24 protein-coding genes and 1 tRNA gene are annotated in these 26,257 nt (G+C 70.9%); 9 read left to right on the forward strand and 16 right to left on the reverse strand.

Annotated features, from left to right (window positions below; translation table 11 throughout):
• Positions 1–56: 56 nt before the first annotated feature.
• Positions 57–590 carry a YbjN domain-containing protein gene (locus ASC82_RS26825; RefSeq protein WP_056653188.1) on the reverse strand — a complete coding sequence of 178 codons (534 nt, stop codon included), beginning with the start codon at positions 588–590 and terminating at the stop codon, positions 57–59.
• 118 nt (positions 591–708) lie between these two features.
• Complete coding sequence (gene clpB, locus ASC82_RS26830) at positions 709–3,300, reverse strand: ATP-dependent chaperone ClpB (RefSeq protein WP_056653190.1); 2,592 nt, start codon at positions 3,298–3,300, stop codon at positions 709–711.
• Between the two features lie 123 nt (positions 3,301–3,423).
• Here clpB and ASC82_RS26835 point away from each other — a divergent pair, with 123 nt between their 5' ends.
• Positions 3,424–3,828 carry a pyridoxamine 5'-phosphate oxidase family protein gene (locus ASC82_RS26835; RefSeq protein WP_024755934.1) on the forward strand — a complete coding sequence of 135 codons (405 nt, stop codon included), beginning with the start codon at positions 3,424–3,426 and terminating at the stop codon, positions 3,826–3,828.
• A gap of 105 nt (positions 3,829–3,933) precedes the next feature.
• On the opposite strand, the gene ASC82_RS26840 is transcribed toward ASC82_RS26835, so the two are convergent.
• Positions 3,934–4,251, reverse strand: coding sequence for a hypothetical protein (locus ASC82_RS26840; protein WP_056653193.1), 318 nt, complete (start codon positions 4,249–4,251; stop codon positions 3,934–3,936).
• An 8-nt stretch (positions 4,252–4,259) separates the two neighbouring features.
• Entirely contained in the window at positions 4,260–4,469 is a 210-nt protein-coding gene (locus ASC82_RS26845) for a hypothetical protein (protein WP_157863510.1), read from the reverse strand.
• Between the two features lie 136 nt (positions 4,470–4,605).
• Between ASC82_RS26845 and ASC82_RS26850 the strand changes: the two genes are divergently transcribed.
• Positions 4,606–5,586 (forward strand): hypothetical protein, encoded by a 981-nt coding sequence (locus ASC82_RS26850; protein WP_056653196.1) that lies wholly within the window; start codon positions 4,606–4,608, stop codon positions 5,584–5,586.
• Positions 5,587–5,591: 5 nt separating this feature from the next.
• A complete protein-coding gene (locus ASC82_RS26855) occupies positions 5,592–6,059 on the forward strand; it encodes a hypothetical protein (protein WP_056653199.1) in 468 nt (155 codons plus the stop codon).
• Positions 6,060–6,141: 82 nt separating this feature from the next.
• On the opposite strand, the gene ASC82_RS26860 is transcribed toward ASC82_RS26855, so the two are convergent.
• Genes ASC82_RS26860 through dnaK form a run of 4 tightly spaced genes read right to left on the reverse strand, consistent with a single transcriptional unit; the run spans position 6,142 to position 10,299 of the window.
• Positions 6,142–6,585, reverse strand: a complete 444-nt coding sequence (locus ASC82_RS26860; RefSeq protein ID WP_056653202.1) for a helix-turn-helix domain-containing protein — start codon at positions 6,583–6,585, stop codon at positions 6,142–6,144.
• Between the two features lie 4 nt (positions 6,586–6,589).
• Entirely contained in the window at positions 6,590–7,771 is a 1,182-nt protein-coding gene (gene dnaJ, locus ASC82_RS26865) for a molecular chaperone DnaJ (protein ID WP_056653205.1), read from the reverse strand.
• 30 nt (positions 7,772–7,801) lie between these two features.
• A complete protein-coding gene (gene grpE, locus ASC82_RS26870) occupies positions 7,802–8,458 on the reverse strand; it encodes a nucleotide exchange factor GrpE (RefSeq protein ID WP_056653214.1) in 657 nt (218 codons plus the stop codon).
• Positions 8,455–10,299, reverse strand: coding sequence for a molecular chaperone DnaK (gene dnaK, locus ASC82_RS26875; protein ID WP_056653218.1), 1,845 nt, complete (start codon positions 10,297–10,299; stop codon positions 8,455–8,457). The genes grpE and dnaK overlap by 4 nt, the downstream gene beginning before the upstream one ends.
• Positions 10,300–10,555: 256 nt before the next feature.
• Here dnaK and ASC82_RS26880 point away from each other — a divergent pair, with 256 nt between their 5' ends.
• Together ASC82_RS26880 and ASC82_RS26885 are read left to right on the forward strand one after the other, a co-directional pair.
• Positions 10,556–11,071 (forward strand): sugar transferase, encoded by a 516-nt coding sequence (locus ASC82_RS26880; RefSeq protein WP_056653221.1) that lies wholly within the window; start codon positions 10,556–10,558, stop codon positions 11,069–11,071.
• 147 nt (positions 11,072–11,218) lie between these two features.
• Positions 11,219–13,474, forward strand: coding sequence for a (Fe-S)-binding protein (locus ASC82_RS26885; RefSeq protein WP_056653224.1), 2,256 nt, complete (start codon positions 11,219–11,221; stop codon positions 13,472–13,474).
• A 60-nt stretch (positions 13,475–13,534) separates the two neighbouring features.
• Here the strand turns inward: ASC82_RS26885 and ASC82_RS30720 are convergent, their stop codons facing one another.
• Entirely contained in the window at positions 13,535–14,296 is a 762-nt protein-coding gene (locus tag ASC82_RS30720; RefSeq protein ID WP_056653231.1) for a hypothetical protein, read from the reverse strand.
• A 214-nt stretch (positions 14,297–14,510) separates the two neighbouring features.
• Between ASC82_RS30720 and ASC82_RS26895 the strand changes: the two genes are divergently transcribed.
• Entirely contained in the window at positions 14,511–15,437 is a 927-nt protein-coding gene (locus ASC82_RS26895; protein ID WP_056654277.1) for a Yip1 family protein, read from the forward strand.
• A gap of 104 nt (positions 15,438–15,541) precedes the next feature.
• On the opposite strand, the gene ASC82_RS26900 is transcribed toward ASC82_RS26895, so the two are convergent.
• The 3 genes from ASC82_RS26900 to ASC82_RS26910 form a co-directional block, all read right to left on the reverse strand.
• A complete protein-coding gene (locus ASC82_RS26900; protein WP_056653234.1) occupies positions 15,542–16,264 on the reverse strand; it encodes a response regulator in 723 nt (240 codons plus the stop codon).
• Complete coding sequence (locus ASC82_RS26905) at positions 16,261–17,508, reverse strand: ATP-binding protein (protein ID WP_242427791.1); 1,248 nt, start codon at positions 17,506–17,508, stop codon at positions 16,261–16,263. The genes ASC82_RS26900 and ASC82_RS26905 overlap by 4 nt, the downstream gene beginning before the upstream one ends.
• Before the next feature lie 122 nt (positions 17,509–17,630).
• Positions 17,631–18,752, reverse strand: a complete 1,122-nt coding sequence (locus tag ASC82_RS26910; RefSeq protein ID WP_242427792.1) for a peptidoglycan DD-metalloendopeptidase family protein — start codon at positions 18,750–18,752, stop codon at positions 17,631–17,633.
• Between the two features lie 210 nt (positions 18,753–18,962).
• On the opposite strand from ASC82_RS26910, the gene ASC82_RS26915 reads away from it, so the two are divergent.
• Positions 18,963–19,505, forward strand: a complete 543-nt coding sequence (locus ASC82_RS26915; protein WP_056653237.1) for a hypothetical protein — start codon at positions 18,963–18,965, stop codon at positions 19,503–19,505.
• On the forward strand, positions 19,502–22,111 hold the full coding sequence (locus ASC82_RS26920) for a GH25 family lysozyme (RefSeq protein ID WP_056653239.1): 2,610 nt from the start codon (positions 19,502–19,504) through the stop codon (positions 22,109–22,111). Before ASC82_RS26915 ends, ASC82_RS26920 begins: the two co-directional genes overlap by 4 nt.
• Before the next feature lie 46 nt (positions 22,112–22,157).
• Here the strand turns inward: ASC82_RS26920 and ASC82_RS26925 are convergent, their stop codons facing one another.
• Positions 22,158–22,655 (reverse strand): phosphoribosyltransferase, encoded by a 498-nt coding sequence (locus tag ASC82_RS26925; protein WP_024755952.1) that lies wholly within the window; start codon positions 22,653–22,655, stop codon positions 22,158–22,160.
• A 13-nt stretch (positions 22,656–22,668) separates the two neighbouring features.
• A complete protein-coding gene (gene dcd / locus ASC82_RS26930) occupies positions 22,669–23,244 on the reverse strand; it encodes a dCTP deaminase (RefSeq protein WP_056653242.1) in 576 nt (191 codons plus the stop codon).
• A gap of 494 nt (positions 23,245–23,738) precedes the next feature.
• Between dcd and ASC82_RS26935 the strand changes: the two genes are divergently transcribed.
• Positions 23,739–23,809 (forward strand) — tRNA-Gly (locus tag ASC82_RS26935).
• Between the two features lie 272 nt (positions 23,810–24,081).
• On the opposite strand, the gene ASC82_RS26940 is transcribed toward ASC82_RS26935, so the two are convergent.
• Positions 24,082–24,765 carry a maleylpyruvate isomerase N-terminal domain-containing protein gene (locus ASC82_RS26940; protein WP_079039502.1) on the reverse strand — a complete coding sequence of 228 codons (684 nt, stop codon included), beginning with the start codon at positions 24,763–24,765 and terminating at the stop codon, positions 24,082–24,084.
• 244 nt (positions 24,766–25,009) lie between these two features.
• Complete coding sequence (locus ASC82_RS26945) at positions 25,010–26,221, reverse strand: FAD-dependent oxidoreductase (RefSeq protein WP_056653245.1); 1,212 nt, start codon at positions 26,219–26,221, stop codon at positions 25,010–25,012.
• Between the last annotated feature and the right edge of the window lie 36 nt (positions 26,222–26,257).

Genomic DNA, 26,257 nt, shown 5'->3' on the forward strand with positions numbered 1-26,257 from the left:
GGGTCACGGTTCCGGCCGGGCTTCGGCGTGCTGCGTGCAGCGCGGGGGCGGGAGGCTCAGGCCTCCTCGTCGCCCGACTTCTGCTCGGGGGTCTCCAGACCGAACTGCTCCACGACCCACTTGTCGAACTCGATGGAGGCGCGGACCCAGCTGACCGTGGAGGACACGAAGTGCTCCAGGGCGACGCCGGTGCCGATCAGCATCTGGGCCTCACCGATGAGGCGGAGGGTGGCGGAGCCGTCCTCCTCCTCGTGCAGGTGGGTGTAGACCTTGGGCCACAGGGTGCGGCGGTTCCAGTCGTCGATCGCGTCGAGGATCCTGGCGCGGTCGTCGGCCGAGTGCGGGCGGTCGTAGAACGTCCGCACCGAGAAGACCTGCTGCTCGTCCTCGCCGCGGAACATGAAGTACGTGCGGAATTCCTCCCACGGCGCCGCAAGGTCACCCTCGTCGTCGACGACGTACTTCAGCTCCATCTGCTCGAGGAGCTGCTTGACGAGGTCCTGGTCGGGGACGACGGGGCCCGCCGGTCCTGCGGCCTGAGGCTGGGGCTGGCCCCCGAAATTCGGAATCGAGGACGGGTCGATGCTCACCGTGAATTTCCCTTCGTACGGATGCTCGCCATCCTCCCCCATGTCGGGCGGTTCATGGGAGCCCCACCAGCCGCGATCCGCTGCGGGCTGACAAGAACGTCGCCCCTTACCGCCCTCGTCACCGCGCCGGGCCGACGATCAGACCGTCCTCGAACCGGTCCACGCGGACCGTGTCGCCGTCCACGACCTCGCCCGCGAGGATCTCCTTCGCGAGCCGGTCGCCGATCGCCGTCTGGATGAGGCGGCGCAGCGGCCTGGCGCCGTACGCGGGGTCGTTGCCCTCCTCGGCGAGCCACTCCAGGGCCTCCGGGGTGACCTCCAGGGTGAGCCGGCGGTCGGCGAGCCGCTTGGCGAGCCGGTCGATCTGGAGCCGGGCGATCCGGCCCAGCTCGGCCCGGTCGAGCGCCGAGAAGACCACGAGGTCGTCGAGCCGGTTGAGGAACTCCGGCTTGAAGCTGGCCCTGACGACGTCCAGGACCTGCTGCTTCTTGACGTCCTCCGAGGTCAGCGGGTCGACGAGGTACTGGCTGCCGAGGTTCGAGGTCAGGATCAGGATGGTGTTGCGGAAGTCCACCGTCCGGCCCTGGCCGTCGGTGAGGCGGCCGTCGTCGAGGACCTGGAGCAGGACGTCGAAGACCTCCGGGTGCGCCTTCTCCACCTCGTCGAGCAGGACCACGCTGTACGGGCGGCGGCGGACCGCCTCCGTGAGCTGGCCGCCCTCCTCGTAGCCCACGTAGCCGGGGGGCGCGCCGACGAGCCGGGCGACGGAGTGCTTCTCGCCGTACTCCGACATGTCGATGCGGATCATGGCCCGCTCGTCGTCGAAGAGGAAGTCCGCGAGCGCCTTCGCCAGCTCCGTCTTGCCGACACCCGTGGGGCCGAGGAAGAGGAAGGAGCCGGTGGGGCGGTCGGGGTCGGCGATGCCCGCGCGGGTGCGGCGCACGGCGTCGGAGACGGCCTGCACGGCCTCGGACTGGCCGATCAGCCGCCTGCCGAGCTCGTCCTCCATGCGCAGCAGCTTCTGCGTCTCGCCCTCCAGGAGGCGGCCGGCGGGGATGCCGGTCCAGGCGCCGACGACGTCCGCGATGTCGTCGGGGCCGACCTCCTCCTTGACCATGGTGTCCTTGTTCGACTCCTGCTGGGCCTCGGCCTCGCTCGCCTCCGCCAGCTCCCGCTCAAGGGCCGGGATCTCGGCGTACAGCAGCTTGGAGGCGGTGTCGAAGTCGCCGTCGCGCTGGGCGCGCTCGGCCTGGCCGCGGGCCGCGTCGAGGCGCTCCTTCAGCTCGCCGACCCGGTTGAGGGACTGCTTCTCCTTCTCCCAGCGGGCGGTGAGGCCGCGGAGCTCCTCCTCGCGGTCGGCGAGGTCGCGCCGCAGCTTCTCCAGGCGCTGCTTGCTCGCCGCGTCCGTCTCGTTCTTCAGCGCCAGCTCCTCCATGCGGAGCCGGTCGACCGAGCGCTGGAGCTCGTCGATCTCGACGGGCGAGGAGTCGATCTCCATCCGGAGCCGGGAGGCGGCCTCGTCGACGAGGTCGATGGCCTTGTCGGGGAGGAAGCGCGAGGTGATGTACCGGTCGGAGAGGGTCGCGGCGGCGACGAGCGCGGAGTCGTTGATCTGGACCTTGTGGTGCGCCTCGTACCGGCCCTTGAGGCCGCGGAGGATCGCGATGGTGTCCTCGACCGTCGGCTCGGCGACGAGGACCTGCTGGAAGCGGCGCTCCAGGGCGGGGTCCTTCTCGATCCGCTCGCGGTACTCGTCGAGGGTGGTCGCGCCGACCATCCGCAGCTCGCCGCGGGCCAGCATGGGCTTGAGCATGTTGCCCGCGTCCATGGCGGAGTCGCCGCCGGCGCCCGCGCCGACGACCGTGTGCAGCTCGTCGATGAAGGTGATGATCTGGCCGTCGCTGGCCTTGATCTCGGCGAGGACGGTCTTCAGCCGCTCCTCGAACTCGCCTCGGTACTTGGCGCCGGCGACCATGGCGCCGAGGTCGAGCGAGACGAGCCGCTTGTTCTTCAGCGACTCGGGTACGTCGCCCTTCACGATCCGCTGGGCGAGGCCCTCGACGACGGCGGTCTTGCCGACGCCGGGCTCACCGATGAGGACCGGGTTGTTCTTGGTGCGGCGGGACAGCACCTGCACCACGCGCCGGATCTCGTGGTCCCGGCCGATGACCGGGTCCAGCTTGCCCTCGCGCGCGGCGGCCGTGAAGTCCGTCCCGAACTTCTCCAGCGCCTTGTACTGCCCTTCCGGGTCGGGTGTGGTCACCCGGCGTCCTCCCCTGCTCTTCTCGAAGGCGTCGAGCAGCTTCGCTGCGCTCGCGCCCTGCCGGTCGAGGATCTCACCGGCCTGGCCGCCCTTGGCGGCGATCCCGATGAGCAGGTGCTCGGTGGAGAGGAAGTCGTCGCCGAGCGCCTTGGCCTGCCGGTCGGCGTCGGCGATGACCGCGAGGAACTCGCGGTTGGGCTGCGGGGGCGCGACCGTGGACCCCGTGATGCTCGGCTGGGCGGCGATCAGCCGCTCCGCGCCGGCGCGCACGACCGCCTGGTCGGCCTCGACGGCGGCGAGCAGGTCGGTGATGTTCTCGTTGTCCTGACCCGCCAGCAGGGCCAGGAGCAGGTGCGCGGGGGTGAGGTCCGGGTTCCCCTCGGACACGGCGCGGCTCGTGGCCGCGTTGATCGCGTCCCGGCTCCGGTTGGTCAGTTCGACGTCCACGTGCGGTGTTCCTCCTCGGTATACGGCGCCATCCGTCCTCTATGACCCTTCCAGCGTACACAAAGTTGAGTCCATTCCACTCAAGCTTTCGGAGGGAGTTCTCCCCCGGGTAGTTTCCGGGGCATGGCCACAGACCCGAGGAACCCGTCCGACTCGTACCTCAGCTTCTGGCGCGAGTACCACATGTGCACCCTGACGACCCCCCGCGCGGACGGCACCCCGCACGTGGTGGCGGTCGGCGTCACGTACGACCCCGAGGGCGGATACGCCCGGGTCATCACCAACAAGAACAGCCGGAAGGTCGCCAACGTGCTGGCGGCGGGCGCGGACGGCGCGCGCGTGGCGGTCTGCCAGGTCGACAAGGGGCGCTGGGCCACCCTGGAGGGCGTCGGCCGCATCCGTACGGAGGCCGAGGTCGTCGCGGACGCCGTCGCCCGCTACGCCGAGCGGTACGGCCGCACGCCGGCCCCGAACCCGGACCGGGTCGTCATCGAGATCGCCCTCACGCGGGCGATGGGCCGCGCCTGAGAAAAAGTGTGGGCGCAGCACAGCGGCGCCATCGCGTTTCAGGTCCGCGATGGCGCCGCTGTGTGGGGGAAGTGCCGGAGCGATCTACAACGACGGGGGAATCGCTCAGGCACTGCGGGGGGTGGCGGTGATGGTCTCTGGTTCGATCAGCTGGTGGTCCCGCTGGTCGAGATTGACGAAGATCATGCCGTACCGGATGGCACAGCGGATGGGCTGCGGGGCACCGCGGGGACGGCGGAGACAGCGGTAAGCACGGACGTCCTCGTCCTGCTCGCGTGCCACGACGATCGGTTCTCCGAAGAGGGTGACCTTCAGCGCGTCGCCACGGTGGGGGATTGCCGTGGCGAGATCGACGAAGTGCCAGCCGGATCGATAGGCCGAGGCCATCTCCCGGCGGAACCTGGGGTCATCGGGTACGTTCATGCGCCCGTCTAATTCCAGCCGGGATCCTGCGCGGGGGCCACGCTCCAGCCCGGGTCACCGAGGAGCGCGGGGGCCGCGTGCCAGCCCGGGTCGAGCGGAGCGGCCTGCACCTCGGCCGGCGCCGTGTGCCAACCGGGGTCCTGGGTCACTCCCACGGCGCCCACTGCGGCCGCCGCGATGAAGGCGACACCGGCCACCGTGCGTATGAGCTTCTTCATCATCACCGAGCAACCTCACTTGAAGGCAACGTCTCTTTACCAACCCCCGCGAGTAAGACGATGGCTTACTCTCTGCACCTGCACCACCAAACCCAGGCATCATGTTCCTGAGATGCAGGAGCCTGGGGGTGTACATATGCGGAAAGAAGCGGACGAAACGGGTCACCCGCATTCGTATGCCGAACTCTGCCAAGCCGGTTCCGAGCTGTACGCGGCCGCCCTGCGGACCGGGCGAATACCCCGGTCAGAGACCCTTGAGGCCCCCTGCCTCCTCGATCTCTCCCTGCTCCACCCCGACCCGGACGACGCCCAGTGGCTGCGCCCGGTTCCCCCCTCGGCCGCCCTCGCCCAGCTGCTCCAGCCCATCGAACGGGAAATACTCGACCGCCGCCGGCGCACCGTCGCCCTCTCGGACGCCTTCGAGCCGTTCATGGCCATCAGCGCCCACGACTCCCCCACCACACACGCCATCACCGTGCTCGAGGGCATCGACCGCATCAACTCCACCCTCGACCGCGTCGTCGCCAACTGCCGCCACGAGCTGCTCACCGTCCAGCCCGGCGGCGGACGCCCCGCGCAGGCCCTCAGCGAAGCCCTCGACCGCGTCTCGCCGCTCCTCGGCCGCGGCATCAGCATGCGCACGCTCTACCAGCACACGGCCCGCCACACCGAGCTCACGCTGACCTACCTGGAGCACGTCGGCCCCGAGGTCCAGGTCCGCACCCTGGAAGAGATCATCGACCGGCTGATCATCGTCGACCGCGAGGTCGCCTTCGTCCCGGCCCGCAGCGACCGCCAGGTCGCCCTGGAACTGCGCCACCCCGGCCTGGTCGCCTACCTCGGCGGCGTCTTCGACCAGTTCTGGCAGCTCGCGGTGCCGATCCGCGAGGAGATCCCGTACGACATCAAGACCGACGGCATCGGCGGCGTCCAGCGCTCCATCGCCAAACTCCTCGTCGAAGGCCACGTCGACGAGGCCATCGCCCGCCGCCTCGGCATGAACGTCCGCACCTGCCGCGCGCACATCGCCAAGCTCGCCACCGCCCTCGGCAGCGGCAGCCGGGCGCAGCTCGGCTACCTCATCGCCCAGTCCGGCATCCTCGAACGGGACAACTGACCAGCGTGTACGTACAGATCGACCACGACGGGGACGCGGGCACGCTCCGGGTCTCCGGCCACGGGCTGCCCACCGTGGAGCTCATACGGGCCCCGGGAACCAGTCCCGACCCCCACATCCCCATCGGGACCCGCAAGCCCGCCCTGCTCACGCTCACCATCGACGGTGAGCCCGCCACCATCCGGCCCGCGCGCGGCCGGCTCCTGCGGCGCTCCTACCGCGTGGACGTCCGGACCGACGGGGTCCGCTACCGGCTCGTGCCCTGCGGGTACGACTACAGCCGGTTCACCCGCGACGGACACCGGCTCGGCACCCTCCTCTGCTCGGGCGACGGCAAGGTCATCGACGAGTGGGACCGCGGACCCACCCCCCGCGACCGCGCCCTCGGCACCGCCCTCGCAGCCGCGTTCGGCACGGGCGCCTCGCCGTGGTGGGAGACCGTCGGCGACATCGTCGGCGAGCTGATCCCCTGAGAGGGGCGAGCTGATCCCCTGAGAGACGACGAGGCCCCCTCCACCGTGGTGGAGGGGGCCTCGTCGCATGTCCTTCGAAGAGCTATTCGCCGCGCTTCGGGCGCCAGACGACCAGCGCGCTCGCCTGCTGCACTTCCTGGTACGGCACCAGGTCGCGCCGGTACGAGGCGTGCACCTGGGCCTCGCGCTGCCGCATCGCCGCCGCCGCGCCGTCGACCGCGGCCGACAGCTCGGCGATCCGGCTCTGCAGCGCCGCGACCTGGTTCTCCAGCTCGATGATCCGCTTGATTCCGGCCAGGTTGATGCCCTCGTCCTGCGACAGCTGCTGCACCTGACGGAGCAGCTCGATGTCACGGGCCGAGTAGCGGCGCCCCCGGCCGGCCGTGCGGTCCGGGGAGACCAGACCGAGACGGTCGTACTGCCGCAGGGTCTGCGGGTGCAGACCCGAGAGCTGGGCCGCCACCGAGATGACGTACACCGGCGACTCGTCGGTCAGTTCGTACGGATTGCGTCGGCGCCCGTCCACGGGGTCACGCTCCCTTCGCGGCCTGGAACAGCTCCGCCCGGGGGTCCTCGGAGGCGGTCGCCTCGCGGAAGGTCTCCAGGGCCTCACGTGCCTTGTCGTCCAGCTCCTTGGGCACCGCGACCTCCACCGTGACGAGCAGGTCGCCGCGGGTGCCGTCCTTGCGGACCGCGCCCTTGCCACGGGCGCGCATGGTCCGGCCGTTCGGAGTGCCCGCGGGCAGCTTGAGCGTGACCGCGGGGCCGCCGAGGGTCGGCACCTTGATCTCGCCGCCGAGGGCCGCCTCCGTGAAGGAGACCGGCACCGTGACGGTGAGGTTGTCGTCCTTGCGGCCGAAGACCGCGTGGTCGTCGACGTGCACGACGACGTACAGGTCGCCGTTCTGCCCGCCGCGCTCGCCCGGCGCTCCCTTGCCGCGCAGCCGGATCCGCTGCCCGTCGGAGACGCCCGAAGGGATGCGGACCTGCATGGTGCGGGAGGACTTGGCCCGCCCGCTGCCCTTGCAGACCTCGCAGGGGTTCTCGGCGATGAGGCCGCGGCCCTTGCAGTCCACGCACGGGTCGGTGAGCGAGAAGCCGCCGCCGCTGCCGCGCGAGACCTGTCCGGTGCCGACGCAGGTCGGGCACACCCGGGGCGTGCCGTTCTTGTCGCCGGTGCCCGAACACGCCGTGCACGGCTGCTGGCTGGACATCCGCAGCGGTACGGTCGCGCCCTCGACGGCCTCGATGAAGCTGAGCGTCACCTCGGACTCGATGTCCTGGCCGCGGCGCGGCTGGGTACGCGTACCCGTGCCGGCCCCGCGGTTGAACAGGCCGCCGAAGACGTCCCCGAGACCCCCGCCGCCGCCGAAGCCACCGGCTCCGGCGGGGCCGCCCTGGGCGCCTCCGAAGAGGTCGCCCAGGTCGAAGTTGAACGAGCCGCCGGGGCCGCCGGGCGACCGGAAGCCGCCGTTGCCGAAGAGGGCGCGGGCCTCGTCGTACTCCTTGCGCTTCTTGGGGTCGCCGAGGATGTCGTTGGCCTCGGAGATCTCCTTGAAGCGCTCCTCGGCCTTGGTGTCGCCCTTGTTGGCGTCCGGGTGGTTCTCGCGGGCGAGCTTCCGGTACGCCTTCTTGATCTCGGCCTCGGTGGCGTCCTTGGGGACGCCGAGAACCTTGTAGTAGTCCTTCTCGACGAAGTCCTTCGTGCTCATCGACGTCCCTCCTTCCGGACGATCATTGCGTCACCCCTCTTCGGGGGCACCGCTCTCCTCGTCGGCCTTCTCTTCCTTGGTGCCGGGCGTGGCGCCCGGCTGGGGCTCGGCCACCGCGACCCGGGCGGGCCTGATGGTCCGCTCGCCGATCCGGTACCCCGGCTGCAGGATCGCCACGCAGGTCGTCTCGGTGACGTCCGGCGCGTACGAGTGCATCAGGGCCTCGTGGATCGTCGGGTCGAAGGGCTCGCCCTCCTTGCCGAACTGCTGCAGACCCATCTTGGCGACGACGGTCTCCAGCGATTCGGCGACCGACTTGAACCCGCCCAGGAGCTCGCCGTGGTCCCGGGCCCGGCCGACGTCGTCGAGGACGGGCAGGAGCTCGGACAGGAGCGTCGCGACGGCGATCTCCTTGACCGTGACCCGGTCCCGCTCCACGCGGCGGCGGTAGTTCTGGTACTCGGCCTGGAGCCGCTGGAGGTCCGCGGTGCGCTCGTCGAGCGCGGAGCGCACCTGGTCCAGCTGGGCGGTGAGGCCCGCGGTACCGGCCGACTTCTGGCTGCTTGTGTCCCCGGCCGGGGCCGCCTTCTCCTCCGTGGAGGAGTCGGCGGCCTCGGTGGCGTCGTCAGGGGTGGCGCCGGAGGGGACGTCGGACTTCTCCTCGAAGCCCGGGGTCTCCTCGGTCACGCCTGACCACCCTTCTTGGGCTCGTCGTCGATGATCTCGGCGTCGACGACGTCGTCGTCGGCCTGGGCCTGCTGGGCACCCTCGGCGCCCGCGGCACCCTGCGCGCCCTGGGCGTCGGCGTACAGCGCCTGACCGAGCTTCTGGGAGACCGCCGCGACCTTCTCGGTGGCGGTGCGGATCTCGGCGGTGTCCTCGCCCTTGAGCTTGTCCTTCAGCTCGACGAGCGCGGCCTCGACCTCGGCCTTGACGTCACCGGGGACCTTGTCCTCGTTGTCCTTGAGGAACTTCTCCGTCTGGTAGACGAGCTGCTCGCCCTGGTTGCGGGACTCGGCGGCCTCGCGGCGACGGTGGTCCTCGTCCGCGTACTGCTCGGCCTCCTGGCGCATCCGGTCGACCTCGTCCTTGGCGAGCGAGGAGCCGCCGGTGACGGTCATCTTCTGCTCCTTGCCCGTGCCGAGGTCCTTCGCGGTCACGTGCATGATGCCGTTGGCGTCGATGTCGAAGGCGACCTCGATCTGCGGGACGCCACGCGGGGCCGGCGGCAGACCGGTCAGCTCGAACATGCCGAGCTTCTTGTTGTACGCCGCGATCTCGCGCTCGCCCTGGTAGACCTGGATCTGCACGGACGGCTGGTTGTCCTCGGCCGTCGTGAAGATCTCGGACCGCTTGGTCGGGATCGTGGTGTTGCGCTCGATGAGCTTGGTCATGATCCCTCCCTTGGTCTCGATGCCGAGGGACAGCGGGGTCACGTCGAGGAGCAGGACGTCCTTGACCTCACCCTTGAGGACACCGGCCTGGAGCGCGGCGCCGATGGCGACGACCTCGTCCGGGTTGACGCCCTTGTTGGCGTCCTGACCGCCGGTCAGCTCCTTGACGAGCTCGGCGACGGCCGGCATGCGGGTCGAACCACCGACGAGAACGACGTGGTCGATCTCGGAGAGGTTGATGCCCGCGTCCTTGATGACGTTGTGGAACGGCACCTTGCAGCGGTCGAGCAGGTCCGAGGTGAGCTGCTGGAACTGGGCGCGCGTGAGCTTCTCGTCCAGGTGCAGCGGGCCCTCGGCGGAGGCCGTGATGTACGGCAGGTTGATGGAGGTCTCGGTCGAGGACGAGAGCTCGATCTTCGCCTTCTCCGCGGCCTCGCGGAGACGCTGGAGAGCCATCTTGTCCTTGGCGAGGTCCACGCCGTGGCCATTCTGGAACTGCGTCACCAGGTAGTCGACGACGCGCTGGTCCCAGTCGTCACCACCGAGGTGGTTGTCGCCGTTCGTGGCCTTCACCTCGACGACGCCGTCGCCGATCTCCAGGAGGGACACGTCGAAGGTGCCGCCACCGAGGTCGAAGACGAGGATCGTCTGGTCGTCCTTGTCGAGGCCGTAGGCCAGGGCGGCCGCGGTCGGCTCGTTGACGATGCGCAGGACGTTGAGGCCCGCGATCTCACCGGCCTCCTTGGTGGCCTGGCGCTCGGAGTCGTTGAAGTACGCCGGGACGGTGATGACCGCGTCGACGACCTTCTCGCCCAGGTACGCCTCGGCGTCACGCTTGAGCTTCTGCAGGATGAAGGCGCTCATCTGCTGCGGGTTGAAGTTCTTGCCGTCGATCTCGATCTTCCAGTCGGTGCCCATGTGGCGCTTGACCGACCGGATGGTCCTGTCGACGTTGGTGACGGCCTGACGCTTGGCCACCTCGCCGACGAGCACCTCGCCGTTCTTCGCGAAGGCGACGACGGACGGCGTGGTCCTGGCGCCCTCGGCGTTGGTGATGACGGTGGGCTCGCCGCCTTCCAGAACGCTGACGACGGAGTTAGTCGTGCCCAGGTCGATGCCGACCGCACGTGCCATTTCAATTCCTCCAGCTGACTGACTTGAGTGGATCTGACTCAAGGATGCACGAGACCCCGCGATGCGTCAACAGACCTGAGCGGAGGGGGCTCAACTCTTCGCCCTTTATCTCGCTCATACGGGGCCCGGTGCGCGTCGATCCGGGACCGGACGGGGTCACGCGTGAGAGAGTCCGCTGTGCCTCTTGCCGGGCAAAGCAGGCATATCCCACGAATATCCCATGATTCTCACTCGGTCCCTCGGAAGGGTGTGGGGAATGACGGCCAAGCGCATCTTCGACGTCCTGGGAGGCCTCGCCCTCCTGACCGTCCTCTCCCCCGTCCTCGCCGCCGTCGCCCTCTCGGTCGCGCTCGGCGGGGCGGCCCCCGGCGGCAGCGTCCTGCGGCGCCGGACGGTGGCGGGCATGGGCGGCCGCACCTTCACGATGCTGACCTTCCGGACGAAGAGCCCGCTGGCCGCGCTGCCCCTGCTCCTGCACGTGGTCGCGGGCCGGATGTCGCTGGTCGGACCGTGTCCACTGGCCCCGGCCCACCGCGAGTGCACGGGCGAGGGGCGCCGCCGGCTCTCCGTACGCCCCGGGCTCACCGGGCCGTGGCAGATCAGCGGACGCTCGGAGCTGCCGTGGGAGGAGCGCGAGCTGCTCGATCTCCACTATGTGGACCACCACTGGCTGGGGATGGATCTGGCGATCCTGGCGCGTACGCTTCCAGCAGTCCGCCGACGTCGCGCGGCAAGGCTGCCCGAGCGGGTCCGCCCGGGGAGCTTCGCCTGAGAAGGCTTGCCTGAGCGACACAGATCACCGTGAGTGCCGCTACAGCGCGGGGCCGTGACCCGGTAATCTCAGCACGGACTCAATAAGTTACCGCTTAGTAGGCCCGCGAGATCAGTAGGCCCGCGAGGCCCGCCCGAGGAGCCCCTCATGCAACTCGCCGCGATCGTCGTGTCGATCGTCATCACGGTGGTGGCCGTCGCGCTGTTCGGCCGTGCCATCGTGCAGATCTACCGCTACGTACGGCTCGGTCAGCCGGTCCCCGCGGGCTCGCGCACCGGCGACCCCACACAGCGCACCATCACGCTGGTCAAGGAATTCCTCGGCCACACCCGGATGAACCGCTGGGGCATCGTCGGCGTGGCGCACTGGTTCGTCGCGGTGGGCTTCTTCTCGCTGCTCCTGACGATCGTCAACGCCTTCGGCCAGCTGTTCCAGGCCGACTGGCTGATCCCGATCATCGGTGACTGGCTGCCGTACGAGATCTTCACCGAGTTCCTCGGACTGATGACCGTCCTCGGCATCGTCACCCTCATCGTGATCCGGCAGCTGAGCAAGCCGAACAAGGCGGGCCGCAAGTCCCGCTTCACCGGCTCCAAGACGGGCCAGGCGTACTTCGTCGAGGCCGTCATCCTGATCGTCGGCGTCTGCATCATGACGCTGCGCGCCCTCGAAGGCGTCCAGCACCACGTCACGAGCTGGGAGCCCGGCTTCTTCGCCTCGTACCCGCTGATCGCGGCCCTCGACGGCCTGAGCCTGAGCACGATCCAGTACCTCACCTACTTCTTCGCGGCGCTCAAGATCGTCACGTCCTTCACCTGGATGATCACGGTCTCGCTCAACACCAACATGGGTGTCGCCTGGCACCGCTTCCTCGGCTTCCCGAACATCTGGTTCAAGCGCAACTCCGACGGCTCCACGGCCCTCGGCGCGCTCCAGCCGATGACGACCGCCGGCAAGGAGATCGACTGGGAGGACCCGGCCGAGGACGCCGTCTTCGGTGTCTCCCAGGTCGAGCAGTTCTCCTGGAAGGGCATCCTCGACTTCTCCACCTGCACCGAGTGCGGCCGCTGCCAGTCGCAGTGCCCCGCCTGGAACACCGGCAAGCCGCTCTCCCCGAAGCTCCTCATCATGTCGCTGCGCGACCACGCGCACGCCAAGGCCCCGTACCTGCTCGCCGGCGGCGGCAAGGACATGGAGGGCAACGAGAAGGCGACGCCCGAGCAGCTGAAGGACGTCCCGGCGTCCGCGCTCGCCGAGGCCGAGCGCCCCCTCATCGGCACCGCCGAGGAGAACGGCGTCATCGACCCCGACGTCCTGTGGTCCTGCACCACCTGCGGCGCCTGCGTCGAGCAGTGCCCGGTCGACATCGAGCACATCGACCACATCGTCGACATGCGCCGCTACCAGGTGATGATCGAGTCCGCGTTCCCGTCCGAGGCGGGCACGATGCTCAAGAACCTGGAGAAGAAGGGCAACCCCTGGGGCCTCGCCAAGAAGGCGCGCGTCGAGTGGACCAAGGAGGTCGACTTCGAGGTCCCGATCGTCGGCAAGGACGTCGAGGACCTCTCGGAGTACGACTACCTCTACTGGGTCGGCTGCGCCGGCGCCCTGGAGGACCGGGCCAAGAAGACCACCAAGGCCTTCGCCGAGCTGCTGAACATCGCGGGCGTCAAGTTCGCGATCATGGGCGGCGACGAGAAGTGCACCGGTGACTCCCCCCGCCGCCTCGGCAACGAGCCGCTGTTCCAGCAGCTCGCCCAGGAGAACGTCGCGATGCTGAACATGGCGTTCGGCGAGGACGACGACGATCCGGAGACCAAGAAGCCGAAGTCGGCGAAGCGGATCGTCTCGACCTGCCCGCACTGCTTCAACACCATCGCCAACGAGTACCCGCAGCTCGGCGGCGAGTACGAGGTCATCCACCACACCCAGCTGCTCCAGCACCTCATCGACGAGGGCAAGCTGGTCCCGGTGACCCCGGTCGAGGGCCTCATCACCTACCACGACCCCTGCTACCTGGGCCGTCACAACAAGGTCTACACGCCGCCGCGCGAGATCATGTCCGCCGTCCCCGGCCTGCGCCAGCAGGAGATGCACCGCCACAAGGAGCGCGGCTTCTGCTGCGGCGCCGGTGGTGCCCGGATGTGGATGGAGGAGCGCATCGGCAAGCGCATCAACACCGAGCGCGTCGACGAGGCCCTGTCCCTCAACCCGGACATCGTCTCGACCGCCTGCCCGTTCTGCCTCGTCATGCTGACGGACTCCGTCAACGGCAAGAAGAACGAGGGCAAGGCGAAGGAGAACCTCCAGGTCGTGGACGTGGCCCAGCTGCTCCTCGACTCGGTGAAGACCCCGGCGGAGCCGGAGCCTGAGGCCGCTCCGGAGCCGGAGCCGGCCGCATAAGGTCCCGTACGTGAGAGAGGGCCGCCCCGCGTGATCGCGGGGCGGCCCTCTTCGCATGGGTCAGGCGGTCTTCTGGGCGGTGTACTTCTCGATGAGCTTGCCCTGGAAGTCGTAGACCCAGCTGTTGGCGCCCTGCTTCGGTGTGTCGATGGCGGCGAGCTTGTAGCGGTGCTTGCCGGTGTCGACGAGCTTGTAGGTCCAGCCGTGGTGGGCGGCGGTGGGGTGCTTCAGGTCGAGGGTGCCGACGGCGCGCCCGTCGGTCCTGGCGATCTCGACGCGGGGCCAGGTGTTCTCGCCCTTGCTCTTGAAGAACCGGGCGGTGTTCCCGTCGGGGAGGGTGACCTTGGCGTACGCCTGCTGGACGGGCTTCTTGTGCGGGGCGGGCTTGGGGGCCGGGGCCGGCTTGTGGTGCGGGGTGGGCTTCGGCTTCGGGGTGGGCTTCGGGGCGGTCTCCAGCCAGGACGTGACGGTGCCGTCCGGGTGGAGCGTGACGTGGAGGCCGTTGTTCTGCCCGTAGGCGGGCTGCCCGGTGGTGGTGAGGGTGTCGATCAGGGACCCGCCCGCGTAGATCTCGGCGGAGAAGCGGCCCGGGCCGTCCTGGTAGACCTTGGCGAGCGAGCCGTCGGCGAGGTCGACGTTCCGCCACAGGACCGACTGGTCGCCGTCGGTCGGCGTCCGGTCGCCGTCGCTCGCGGTCGCGGTGGGGGCCGGGTCCTGGCCCGGGGCGTCGGCGGCGAAGGCTCCGGCGGCCGGCAGGAGGAGGGCGGCGACGGCCCCGGTGGCGACGGCGGCGGTACGGGCGGAACGACGGGTGACACGCATCGGAAGAGCTCCTTGCTCGGGTCGCTGACATCTCCGAAGCTACGAGGCCGATATTGAGGTGATACGTCGGATTTGTAACAGCGACCCCGCGCCTCGCCACCGACCGCGTCACGGCGCCGCCGTCCCCTGGGGATCCCTTAGGGGATGTCACAGCTCAGTGGCAAGGAGCGGCCGGATGAGCGCCCCCACAGCCCGAGCGGGTACGTTCAAGGGCGTGGCTGGATTCAGGAACGGACGCGGCCGGGACAACCGCCCCCCGCAGCAACAGCAGCAGCAACCGCAGCAGGCGCCCTACGGGTACAACGCGGCTCCGCCGCCGTACCCGCAGCAGCAGTGGCCCCCGCAGCAGAGCGGTCAGTACGGCGGTCAGTACGGAGCTCCTCAGGGCGGCCCGCAGGGCGGTCGGCACGGTGGCCCCCAGGGGCAGCCGCAGCAGCCCTACGGGGAGCCGGAGTACTTCGGCGACGCCTACGGGCAGCAGCAGCCGCAGCAGGCGCACCCCGGCACGGCGAACAATCCGGGCCACACGCAGATGTTCAGCGTCGACGACCCGTACCGCGACGGCGGCGGCGGCTACCAGCCCGCCCCCGTCCCCACGGGCCCCCGCCTCCACTGGAAGGGCCTCCTGAGCGGCATCGTGCTGCGCCCGGCGGACACCTTCCTCCGGATGCGGGACCACGCCGTCTGGGGCCCGGCGCTCGTCGTCACCTTCCTCTACGGCCTGCTCGCGATCTTCGGCTTCGACAAGGCGCGCGACGAGGCGATCAACGCGACCCTGTCGACGGCGATCCCGTACGTCCTGATGACCGCCCTCGGCTTCGTCGTCGGCGGGCTGATCCTCGGCGCGGTCACGCACACGCTCGCCCGCCAGCTCGGCGGCGACGGCTCCTGGCAGCCGACCGTGGGCCTGTCCATGCTGATCATGTCGATCACGGACGCGCCGCGGCTCGTCTTCGCGCTCTTCCTGGGCGGCGAGAACGGCTTCGTCCAGGTCGTCGGCTGGCTGACCTGGCTGGCGCTCGGCGCCCTGCTCACGATGATGGTGAGCCGCTCGCACGACCTGCCGTGGCCGAAGGCCCTGGGCGCGTCGGCGATCCAGCTCGTGGCGCTGCTGAGCCTGACCAAGCTGGGCATGCTGTAGCGGCGTACGTACGCGGAACGAAGAGCCCCTCATCGCACGGCGGTGGGGGGCTTCTCCGTACCCGCCCCGTGTCCGCACCCGCACCCGCACCCGCACCCGCACGCTCAGCGTCCGCCCCGGCCGCCGATGCGCCACCACTCCTTCCGGTCCGCCCCGTCCGCCTCCTCCGTCGGGTCCGCCCAGAACTCCAGGAGGTCGCCCGGCGCGAGCCCGAGGGCGCGCTCGATCTCGCCGGGGGTGAGGCCGCGCAGGGAGCCGGAGAGTGATTTGGTCAGGTCGAACCAGTAGCCGCGCAGCGTCGACTCGCTCACGAACAGCTCCCGCGCGACCTGCGCGTAGCTCAGGCCGCGGGCGCGGCCGTGCAGGATCTGGCGCTGGCGCTCGCTCAGCAGGGTGATGCAGTCGCGCCGGACGAGCACTTCGAGGATGCCGACGACCGGCTGCGGCACGACGGTCCCGCCGGCGGCGACGTCGAGGAAGAGCTGTTCGGCCCGGTCGCGCGGGAGAGCCTTGGAGACGATGCCGCTCGCACCGGCCGCGAGGCACGCCGCGAGGACGAACCGGCGTTCCTCCTGGCTGTAGACGCAGACGCGGTAGCCGTGGCGGGTCAGGGTGCGGATCGCGGCGATGCCCTGGCGGGCGTCGGGCTGCTGTTCGAGGTTGGCGAGGTGCAGGTCGAGCAGGACGACGTCCACCGCCGGGGCCCGGCGTACGAGCTCCTCCACGGTCGCGACCGCGGCGACGACGTCGAGACCGGGCATGAGCAGGCCGATCGACTCGCGGATCAGGGAGGCGTCGTCGACGACCGCCACCGCGGGCGGCCTCACGGCGCGTCCGCGAAGGCGGCCCGTACGGTCGGAAGCGCCGGCTCCGGAGGCGGCGCCGCCTCCGGCCCCGGGCGCGACCGGACCGTCACGGTCGTTCCCTCGCCCGCGGCGGACACGATCCCGACGGCGAGTCCCCGCCGCCGCAGCTCGCCGACGACCACCTCGCGCAGCCCGACCCCGGCGGTCACCGACGCCGGGTCAAAGCCGACGCCGTCGTCGTGCACGGTCAGCGTCCAGCCTCCCTCCCCCGTCCCGTCGAGGTGGACGACGACCTCGTGCGCACGGGCGTGCACGCGGACGTTCAGGAGCAGGCTCCCGAGCGCGCGCTCCAGCGCCTCGGCCTGTGCGGCGGGGATCCGCAGGCCGGTGCCGAGGTCGAGCGAGGCGACGACGTTCAGGTCGGCGAACCGCTCGCAGACCCGCCTGACCACGGGCACGAGCCCGGCCGACGGGCCTTCGCCCTCGGAGGCGTACGCGTCCCCGCCCCGCAGATAGGAGCGCATCCGCCGCAGCTCCACCTCGGCCTGGCCGACGAGCCGGGCCCGGGAGACGTCGTCCCCCTGCTCGGTCAGCAGGCGCATGACGGCGACGCCGTTGTGCATCATCACCTGCGCCCGCCGCTCCTCCTCGCGCCGCGCCAGCTCGGCGGCCCGCGCGCGCGAGGCGTCGGCGTCGCGCGCGATGCGGCGGGTGTACCCGAAGAACATGCGGGCGACCAGCGCGTACACCACATAGGTCAGGACGTTGCCGACGGCCGTCGACGTCATCTCGCTCCCGACGTCGCCGCCGAGGTAGACCACGTAGGAGAGGGAGACGGCGAGCAGGCTGGCCGCCCAGACCCCGAGGCCGCGCACCCCGCCGGCGGTGATGATGACGGACAGCGCGTACCCCGGCTGGAACGCGGTCCAGGTGCCGAAGCGGTCCCACGGCGCGAGCACCAGGGGACCCAGGACGAGTAAGGCGCAGGCCAGCCCGAAGTCGAGCACGGAGACGGCCGTGCCCGGCGGCCGGCGGCGCACGAGCGTCACGACGCTCACCGCAACGGCCGCGAGGGCGGCGGCGCCCCAGCACGCGAGGTAGCCGGCCTCGTGCGACGCCCGCGCCGCCCCGAGCTGCACCGCGGGCACCATCTGCGCGACGGTCCCGAGGCGGACCCCCGCGGTGAAGTACGAGAAGGCCCGCTCGACGCCCGCCCTCGTCGTGGGCAGCTCCGCGACCCGCCACAGCCCGCTACGGATCCTCATCGTCCTCCTCGGCTCCGGGACAGCCTTCCGGCACGCAACGATGAAGATAGTTGAGCGGCATGGCTATGGGCAGGGCCTCGGAAAGAGGCCCTGCCCAGGGGAAGTTCGAGGAGGGGGACGGGTCAGACGAGCTTGGCGAGCGCCGCCCAGGTGTAGTCCCCGGGAACGCCGTCGACCGGGCCGCCGTAGCCGCCGAGCTGGGCCATGCGCTGGAGCCCCTTGTACGTGTTCGTGCCGGGCGCCCCGTCGATCGGACCGGTGTACCCGAAGCCGGTGAACAGCCTCTGCAGGCCCTTCCACGAGTTGGCGCCGAGGATGCCGTCGGCGGGGCCGGTGTAGCCGCCGAGCTTGGCGATCCGCTGCATCGCCGCGTACGTGTTCGCCCCCGGCGCGCCGTCGATCGGGCCGGTGTAGCCGAAGCGGCGGCAGACGGTCTGCACGCCCTTCCAGGAGTTGGTGCCCATCACCCCGTCGGCCGGGCCGCCGTAGCCGCCTTTCGCGGCCATCCGCTGGAGCGCGGAGTACGTGCCGCTGCCGGGGGCGCCGTCGATCGGGCCGGTGTAGCCGTAGCCCTTCACGACCTGCTGCACGCCCATCCAGGTGTTCGTACCCGGCACGCCGTCCAGGGCTCCGGTGTAGCCGCCGGCGCCGGCGATCTTCTGCAGCGTCAGCCCTTCGCCCCCGGAGGAGGGCGGGGGCGTACCGCCACCGGTGACGGAGAGCGGGTTGACCCTGACGCCGCTCGCGTTGATGACGTGCCAGTGCAGGTGCGGACCGGTCGAGTTGCCGGAGCCGTCGGCCCCGGCCGCCCCTCCGGAGCGCCCGACGATCGTCCCTGCGGCCACGGAGGCGCCGTTGGCGAGCAGGAACTGCGACAGGTGCATGTACTGGCTGCGGTAGCCCTCTGCGTGGTGGATGGTGACGGTGTGGCCGCCGGTGCCGTTGTAGGCGATGTTCTCGATCGTTCCGGCGCCGCAGGCCGGGAGCGACGTCCCCACGGCCATGCCGAAGTCGACGCCGTTGTGGTTCGGCGGGTCCCACGGGCCGGTGATGGCGTACGCGCCGAACGGGTTGTAGAGGGCGGGGACGGCGTACGCGCTCGTGGGCAGCACGAGCCCGCCGGCGGCCAGCGCGCCGCCGCCCACCACCGCGCCGCGCAGCAGCGTGCGGCGGCTGATGCCGGTGGGGAAGTGCTGGTCGTCCTGGCCGCCGCCACAACGGTGCCGTGCCTCGTTCTCGGTCAACGCTTCTCCCTGGCTGTCTCGACTGGCGGGTCATCGCGGGTCATCAAGAGCCCGCTCATCCCATCGGCCCGCCCCGCCACCGACAACCCAACGAAAGCGCGGAGTCGAGGCACGGGTTCCGCGCTTTCGTTGGGTTGTCGGCGTCCGGCCCGTGGGGTGGTCTTGTCCGGTCCGTGGTTCGTCCGGCGGTACGGGATTCCAGGAGGTCAGGTGCCCGAGTGGGTTGATGACGGAGGACGGGGGCCGTCCCGGCGGTCCCTCCTGAGGACGGCCGGCGCGCTGCTGCCGGGGCTGGTCCTGGGGGTGGCCGGTACGGGAGCGGCCGCGGCCGGCACCGCATCGGCGGCGGGCGCCCCCAGGGGGACGTTCTCGTCACCCGGCTACAGCTGGCCGGCCTCGGGGGCACTGGTCTCCTCCGGCGCCCCGGCCACGGGAGTCGTCTTCGTCCTGACCGCGCCGGACGGCAGGCCGCTGCCCGGCCGGCGGGTCCGGTTCTCCCTGAGCTCCTTCCACGCCGTCCGTCCCAGCCTCTGGTTCGAGGTGTCCGAGGGCCGGAAGTCCCCTGGCAGGTACGGATATCTGGACCTCGACACGGACGCGGAGGGCGCGGTCGCCCTCGCCCCCCGGCTCCGGCACGGCGCCGTCCCGACCGTCGCGGTCCGACCCGTGCTCCGGGCCCAACTGGTGGGATCGGAAACGATCCTCGCCGCATCCGACCTGTCCGTGGTTCCCGACCCGAGGGGTGCGAGGTGACGAGAACGGTCGCCGGAGCCGAGCAGTGGGCTCGCCTGCACGTCACCGACGGTGGTGCCGCGGGCTTCGACAACGGCTCCGACTGGGCCGACATGTGCCAGTCGTTGATGTTCCGGGCGTGCGACCTGAGCAGCTCGCGGGGCACGGCGTACGACGCGTGGGAGGCCTCGGGCGAGGGGCATCCGGACTACTCGGCGGCGCCCCGCGGGGCCTTCCACTGGTGGGCCAACGCCGTACGGCTCACGCCCGGCCACGTCGCCCTGGACCTCGACGGCGGCGGCACCCGCTGCCTGATGGCGACGGGCCACCTGTCGGGCGGGGAGGACTTCGCCCCCGGCGGCTACCGCATCGGAACGCAGTCCGTCGCCCGGTACGACTCCCTCTCCGGCCTCGTCTACCTGGGCTGGACCCTGGACAATGTGGGTGCGCGGATGGCCGACGTGGGCGCCCCGGGCCCCGGCGGCAGCACGTACGTCCTGACCGCCGACGACCAGCGGGTCCTGCAGACGCTCGCGCAGCGCGGCGGCTACACGGGCCCGGTCGACGGCGCGATCGGCGTGAACGGCTGGCAGTGCGTGCAGACCGCGGTCCGCGGCTACGGCTACGCGGGCCCGGCCGACGGCGTGCCCGGCACCGAGACGTACAAGGCCCTGCAGGCGCTGGCCCGGGACGGCGGCTACACCGGCCCGATCGACGGCGTCCTCGGCCCGAACACGATCCGCGGCGTGTCGGGCTGGCTGTCCGCGCACCCGCCGTCCACGACACCGGCGCCGGGCCCCGCCCCCACCCCCTCGCCCACCGAAGCGGTGTACGGGATCGATGTCGGCACCAGCCAGGCCGACCTGGACTTCCTGGCCGCGCGCAGCGCCGGATTCCGGTTCTGCGTCGTGAAGGCGGGCGGCTCCAACGACGGCACCCATCTGCCCTACACCTCGCCGCACTACGTCCGGCAGGTCGACGAGGCGCGGGCCGCCGGGTTCCTGGTCGGCCACTACTGGATGACGGGCTGGGGAGCGGCCGCCACCGACGCCGAGTACTTCCTCGCCCATCTGCGTGACCACCGCCCCGGCGAGCCGCTGATGGTCGACGTCGAGGGCGTCGACCAGAGCCCGGTGTGGACGGACGCGCAGACGGCGGAGTTCATCGGCATCGTGAAGGCCCGCCTGGGCACGACCCCGTTCCTCTACACGTACTCCTCCCTGCTCACGTCCCGGTCCTGGCCGCAGACGCGGGCGACGGGCGCGAAGCTGTGGATCGCGGACTACGGCGCTCCGGCCGGCAGCCCGCGGATCGGCACCGCGTATCCGGACTGGGCGATCCACCAGTTCAGTGACACGGGCTCGGTCAAGGGCGTCGCGGTCGACCTGAACCAGGCGAGGCCGGACGCCTTCGGTTCGGCAGTCCTGCCGCCCCCGGGCCCGAACCCGCTCCCCGACCCGGCGCCGGACATCCCGCTGGCCGACGGCGTCACCCTCCAGCGGATCGCCCAGCTCGGCGGCTACACGGGCCCGCTCGACGGCGTCCTGGGCACCTTGTCGTGGAAGGGCGTCCAGACCTTCCTCACCCAGCTGGGCCTGTACGGCGGCCCGGTCGACGGCGCCCCCGGCCCGAACACGTACAAGGGACTGCAGACCCTGGCCCAGCGCGGCGGGTACACGGGCCCGGTCGACGGGATCATGGGCCCGAACACGTACGCCGGGCTGCGCGGCTATCTCGCGCAGGCGGGCGGTACGGGGCCGGTGACGCTGTCGACGGCCGACGCGAAGACGCTCCAGGAGCTGGCCCGGCGCGGCGGCTACACGGGCCCGGTGGACGGCGTCCTCGGCCCTCTGTCGTGGAAGGGCGTCCAGACGGTCCTGGCCCAGGGCTACTCCACGGGCCCCATCGACGGCACGCCGGCCCCGGAGACGTACCAGGGTCTCCAGCGGCTGGCCGCCGACTACGGCTACACCGGTCCGATCGACGGCGTCCCCGGCCCGTACACCTTCGCGGCCGTCCGCACCTACCTGAGCGTGACGGGCACGGGCCCCGGCCCGGTCTCGACGGCCGACGGAACGACCCTGCAGAAGATCGCCAAGGCGGGCGGCTACACGGGCCCGCTCGACGGGGTACCGGGGACGAGCAGCTGGAAGGGCGTCCAGACCGTCCTGCGCGGCTACGGCTACACGGGCCCGCTGGACGGGGCGCCCGGCACGGCGACGTACAAGGGACTGCAGACCCTGGCGACGGCGGGCGGCTACACGGGCCCGATCGACGGCGCCATGGGCACGAACTCGTGGAAGGGCGTCCAGACGGTGATGCGGCGCTTCGGCTACACGGGTCCGATCGACGGCGCGCCGGGGACGCACACGTACGCGGCGATGCAGCGGATGGCCGCGCTCGGCGGCTACACGGGCCCGGCCGACGGGGTCCTCGGCTCGTACAGCTGGGGCGGGATCCAGGCCTGCCTGCGCGGCTGGGGTTACTCCGGCCTGATCGACGGCGCTCCCGGCACGGCGACCTACGTGGCGCTCCAGCGACTGGCCCAGACCGGCGGCTACGCGGGGCCGCTCGACGGGGTGCCGGGGGCGAACACGTACAAGGCACTGAACAACCTGGTCACCTGAGCCGACGGCTCAGGTGACCAGGTCGGAGGGCGGAGGGCGGAGGGGCTCAGGCGTCGAGAACCTGGCCCTCGCGCTTCACGACGGGCGGCTCGACCGACCAGGGGAAGTTGATCCACTCGTCGGTCTTCTTCCACACGTACTCGCACTTCACGAGCGAGTGCGACTTCTCGTAGATGACGGCCGAACGGACCTCGGCGACGTGGTCGACGCAGAAGTCGTGGACGAGCTTGAGCGTCTTGCCGGTGTCGGCGACGTCGTCGGTGATCAGCACCTTCTTGTCGCTGAAGTCGATCGCGTCGGGCACGGGCGCCAGCATGACCGGCATCTCCAGGGTGGTGCCCACCCCGGTGTAGAACTCCACGTTCACGAGGTGGATGTTCTTGCAGTCGAGGGCGTAGGCCAGACCGCCGGCGACGAAGACACCGCCGCGGGCGATGGAGAGCACGATGTCCGGCTCGTAGCCGTCGTCGGCGATGGTCTGCGCCAGCTCGCGGACGGCGGTGCCGAAGCCTTCGTACGTCAGGTTCTCGCGTACTTCACTCATGCCGGCTACCGCCTCACACCTGGGTCCGATGGAAGTTCATGAAGGAGCGGGAGGCCGTCGGCCCCCGCTGGCCCTGGTACCGCGAGCCGTACCGCTCGCTCCCGTACGGGAACTCGGCGGGGGAGCTCAGCCGGAACATGCAGAGCTGGCCGATCTTCATGCCGGGCCACAGCTTGATCGGCAGGGTGGCGAGGTTCGACAGCTCCAGGGTCACGTGCCCGGAGAAACCGGGGTCGATGAACCCGGCGGTCGAGTGGGTGACGAGCCCGAGCCGCCCGAGGGAGCTCTTCCCCTCCAGACGCGACGCGATGTCGTCCGGGAGGCTGATGACCTCGTAGGTCGAGGCGAGCACGAACTCGCCCGGGTGGAGGATGAACGCCTCGTCACCCTCCGGCTCGACCTCACGGGTCAGGTCGAGCTGCTCGACGGCGGGGTCGATGTGGGGGTAGCGGTGGTTCTCGAACACCCGGAAGAAGCGGTCAAGCCTCACGTCGATGCTCGAGGGCTGCACCATGGATTCGTCGTACGGGTCGATGCGCACCCGTCCGGCGTCGATCTCGGCCCGGATGTCCTTGTCTGAGAGAAGCACGCCCCCACGATACGCAGAGGGCGCGGACCTGCCCCAATCGGCAGGGTCACGCGCCCCGGGCCCCTCGGCCCCCCGGGCCCCTCGGGCCCCTCGGCCCCTCCCGGCTCAGCGGTCGGGCTCAGCGGTCCGGATCAGCGGTCCGGCTCAGTGGTCCGGCTCAGCGCTGTCCGAGCACCACGGGCACCGCGTGCCGCAACCGCGCACACCGCGGACACCGAATGAGCCGCCCGGGCCCGATCCGCCCGGCCCCGAGCTGCTGAAGCGGAAACGAGGCGGTACTGAACACGTGCCCCTCGGCACAGCGGACGACGGTGCGCTCCATGGAACCCATCAAGTCCCTTCCCCTACACATGCGGTGGACGAGACAGCCACATTAGGGGATCAACAGGACACCCTCCAGGCGGCGCTCCGCACACGCGGAGGCGTGAGCTTCGCCGCAAGTGGCGCATGGGGTACAGTGTGCAACGATGCGGCACCGTTCATACGGCCGCTGTGCGGATGTAGTTTAATGGTAGAACATGAGCTTCCCAAGCTTATAGCGCGGGTTCGATTCCCGTCATCCGCTCTTCTTACGAAGCCCCAGGTCAGCGACCTGGGGCTTCGTCGTTGTCGGCCCTTGCGAGGGGGACCGCCGGAGGGCGCCAGGCGAAGGCGGGGAGGGCGAGCCCGAGGGTGCCCCAGTCGTGCCCTTCAAGCCGGTGAACAGCGGTCACCACGGGTTCTCAGGGCCTGACGCATCGGCGCCTCGGCCGGGGTCGCGGACGGCGACTTCGACGACCGGACCGCTGAACCGGCCGCGATCGACCTCATTGCGCGGGATTACGGCGGGCACGGAGATCAACCCAGGGCGAGCCAGCGGATGCCGAGCCGTTCGACCTGTACGGCCTCCGCTTCGTCCAACGGCTCTCGGCCGGTGGCCTTGCGCAGGAAGTGGGACCGGCTCCATCCCAGCTTGTCGGCCGCCGGGGCGTGCTCCGGGCCGAGGAGCAGCTCCGTCACCGCGTCACCGGCTGCCGGGGTGAGCCAGGCCTCGCGCCCGAGTGCGTCGGCCAGGTCGAGGCCGTGGACGGCGACTTCCACGACGCGGGTGAGGACGAACTCCGAGAGGAGCATGGCGTCGCCATGGCGTGTCCGCACGGTCCGACCGCCCGCTTGGGCCCGGCACAGCCGGTCGACCCGCCGCCACGTCGCGGCGAAGTCCTCGGCGCGGGCGGCTCCGTCGGCCGGCCGCGCCGCACGGTCCTGGGCCAAGGCGATCCTCTTGCCGTTGGTCTGCGGTGAGAAGCGGTCGTCCGGGCGGTAGTACTCCACCGCGGAGATCTCCGCCTCGCCTGGTTCCGGCGCGTCCAGCATGGCCGGAAGCCAGTCGATCACCACACATACGTGCCCGAGCAGGTCGCGTACGGTCCAGGGAGTGCAGCGTGTCGGCAGGTCCCACTCGGTCTCGGACAGTCCGGCCACGGCGTCGCCGAGGGCTCCGCATTCCAGCTGAAACGCTTCGAGAACCTGGTCGTGCCCCACGCTGTGTCGCCTTCCGTCCGTTCACTGTCCCGCGCTCGCTTCGCTGCCCCGCCGGTTCCGCTCCGCGCTCGCTTCTCAGATCATCGACACGCGGGCCGAAGCGGTCCCGGTTGCAGGGCCGCCGGAAAAGATCGCCAAGCAGGCACCAGCACCGGGCTTCTCCGCCGATCGTCCTCACGGGGCGCGCAAGAGGCTCCCCGCCATGACCGAACCCGGACCTTCGCCTGACCGACGGCCCCGATGCTCACAGCGCGGCCACTGCCACCGGCGCTTCGGCCTGACCGGCTTGCTCGGCCTGGAGCAGTCGCTGTCGCGTGGCGCCTCCCGAGACGCGGTGCAGGCGGTAGCCGCCCGGCTTGGCGGCCTCGTCGGCCAGGTGCTTGACGACGCCCTTGCAGACGGCCTCCTTGAGCTTGGCGCCCAGGCGGCCGTCGATGTTGAACCACACCGCGACGTCGGCCCGGTTGGCGAACTGGAAGATGCCGTCCGCCCGGCCCAGGCTGATGCACTGGGCCGCGAAGGACTGGTTGAGGGTCTCGGGCCGGTCACCCGCGATCCGGGCCAGCACCGTGTCGGCGGCGCGCGCGCCCATCGGCATCGCGGCCTGGCAACTCATCCGCAGCGGCAGGCCCGACGGCGCCGCCGAGTCCCCGGCGGCGATGATCCGTTCGTCGTCCACGCTGGTCAGCGTCTCGTCCGTGAGCAGCCGGCCCAGGGCGTCGGTGCTCAGCCCACTGCGCACCGCCAGGTCCGGTACGCCGAAGCCGACGGTCCAGATGGTCACCTCGCTCGACAGCGTGCGGCCGTCGGCGAGCCGTACGGCGTCGCGGGTCACGGCCGTCACCTTCGTGCCGGGGCCGTCGAGGACGGTCACCCCGAGTCTGGCCAGCCGCTGGGCGACCGAGCGCCGGCCCCGGGGGTGCAGGTACGGGCCGAGCTCCCCGCCGCACACCAGCGTCACCGCGCGGCCCGCCTCCGAAAGTTCGGCGGCGGTCTCGATGCCGGTCGGACCGGCTCCTACCACCGTCACCGCGGCCGTCGCGGGCGCGGCGTCGAGGATCGGCCGCAGCCGCCCGGCCTCCTCGAAGGTGCCGAGGGGATGGGCGAACTCGGCCGCCCCGGGCACGCTCGGGTCTGCGCTGCCACTGCCCACCGCGTAGACCAGATAGTCGTAGCCGACCGTGCCGCCGCCCGCCAGCTCCACGGCACGCCCGGCCGAGTCGATCCGGGTCACGCTGTCGACCACCAGCCGTATGCCCTCGGCCAGGACCTCCCGGTAGTCGACGACCGCCGTGTCGGTGCCGCCCACCAACTGGTGGAGGCGGATGCGGTGGACGAAGTCCGGGCGCGGATTGACCAGCGTCACCGTCACGTCACCGCGCTGCGTCAGACGGTTGGCCGCCATGACGCCCGCGTACCCTCCGCCGATCACGACCACATCGGTGTTCTCGTTCATGGTGCGTCCTCCACTTCAAGGGGTCGACCTCAAGAC

The sequence above is a fragment of the Streptomyces sp. Root431 genome, from assembly GCF_001426585.1.
GTDB classification, from domain to species: domain Bacteria; phylum Actinomycetota; class Actinomycetes; order Streptomycetales; family Streptomycetaceae; genus Streptomyces; species Streptomyces stackebrandtii.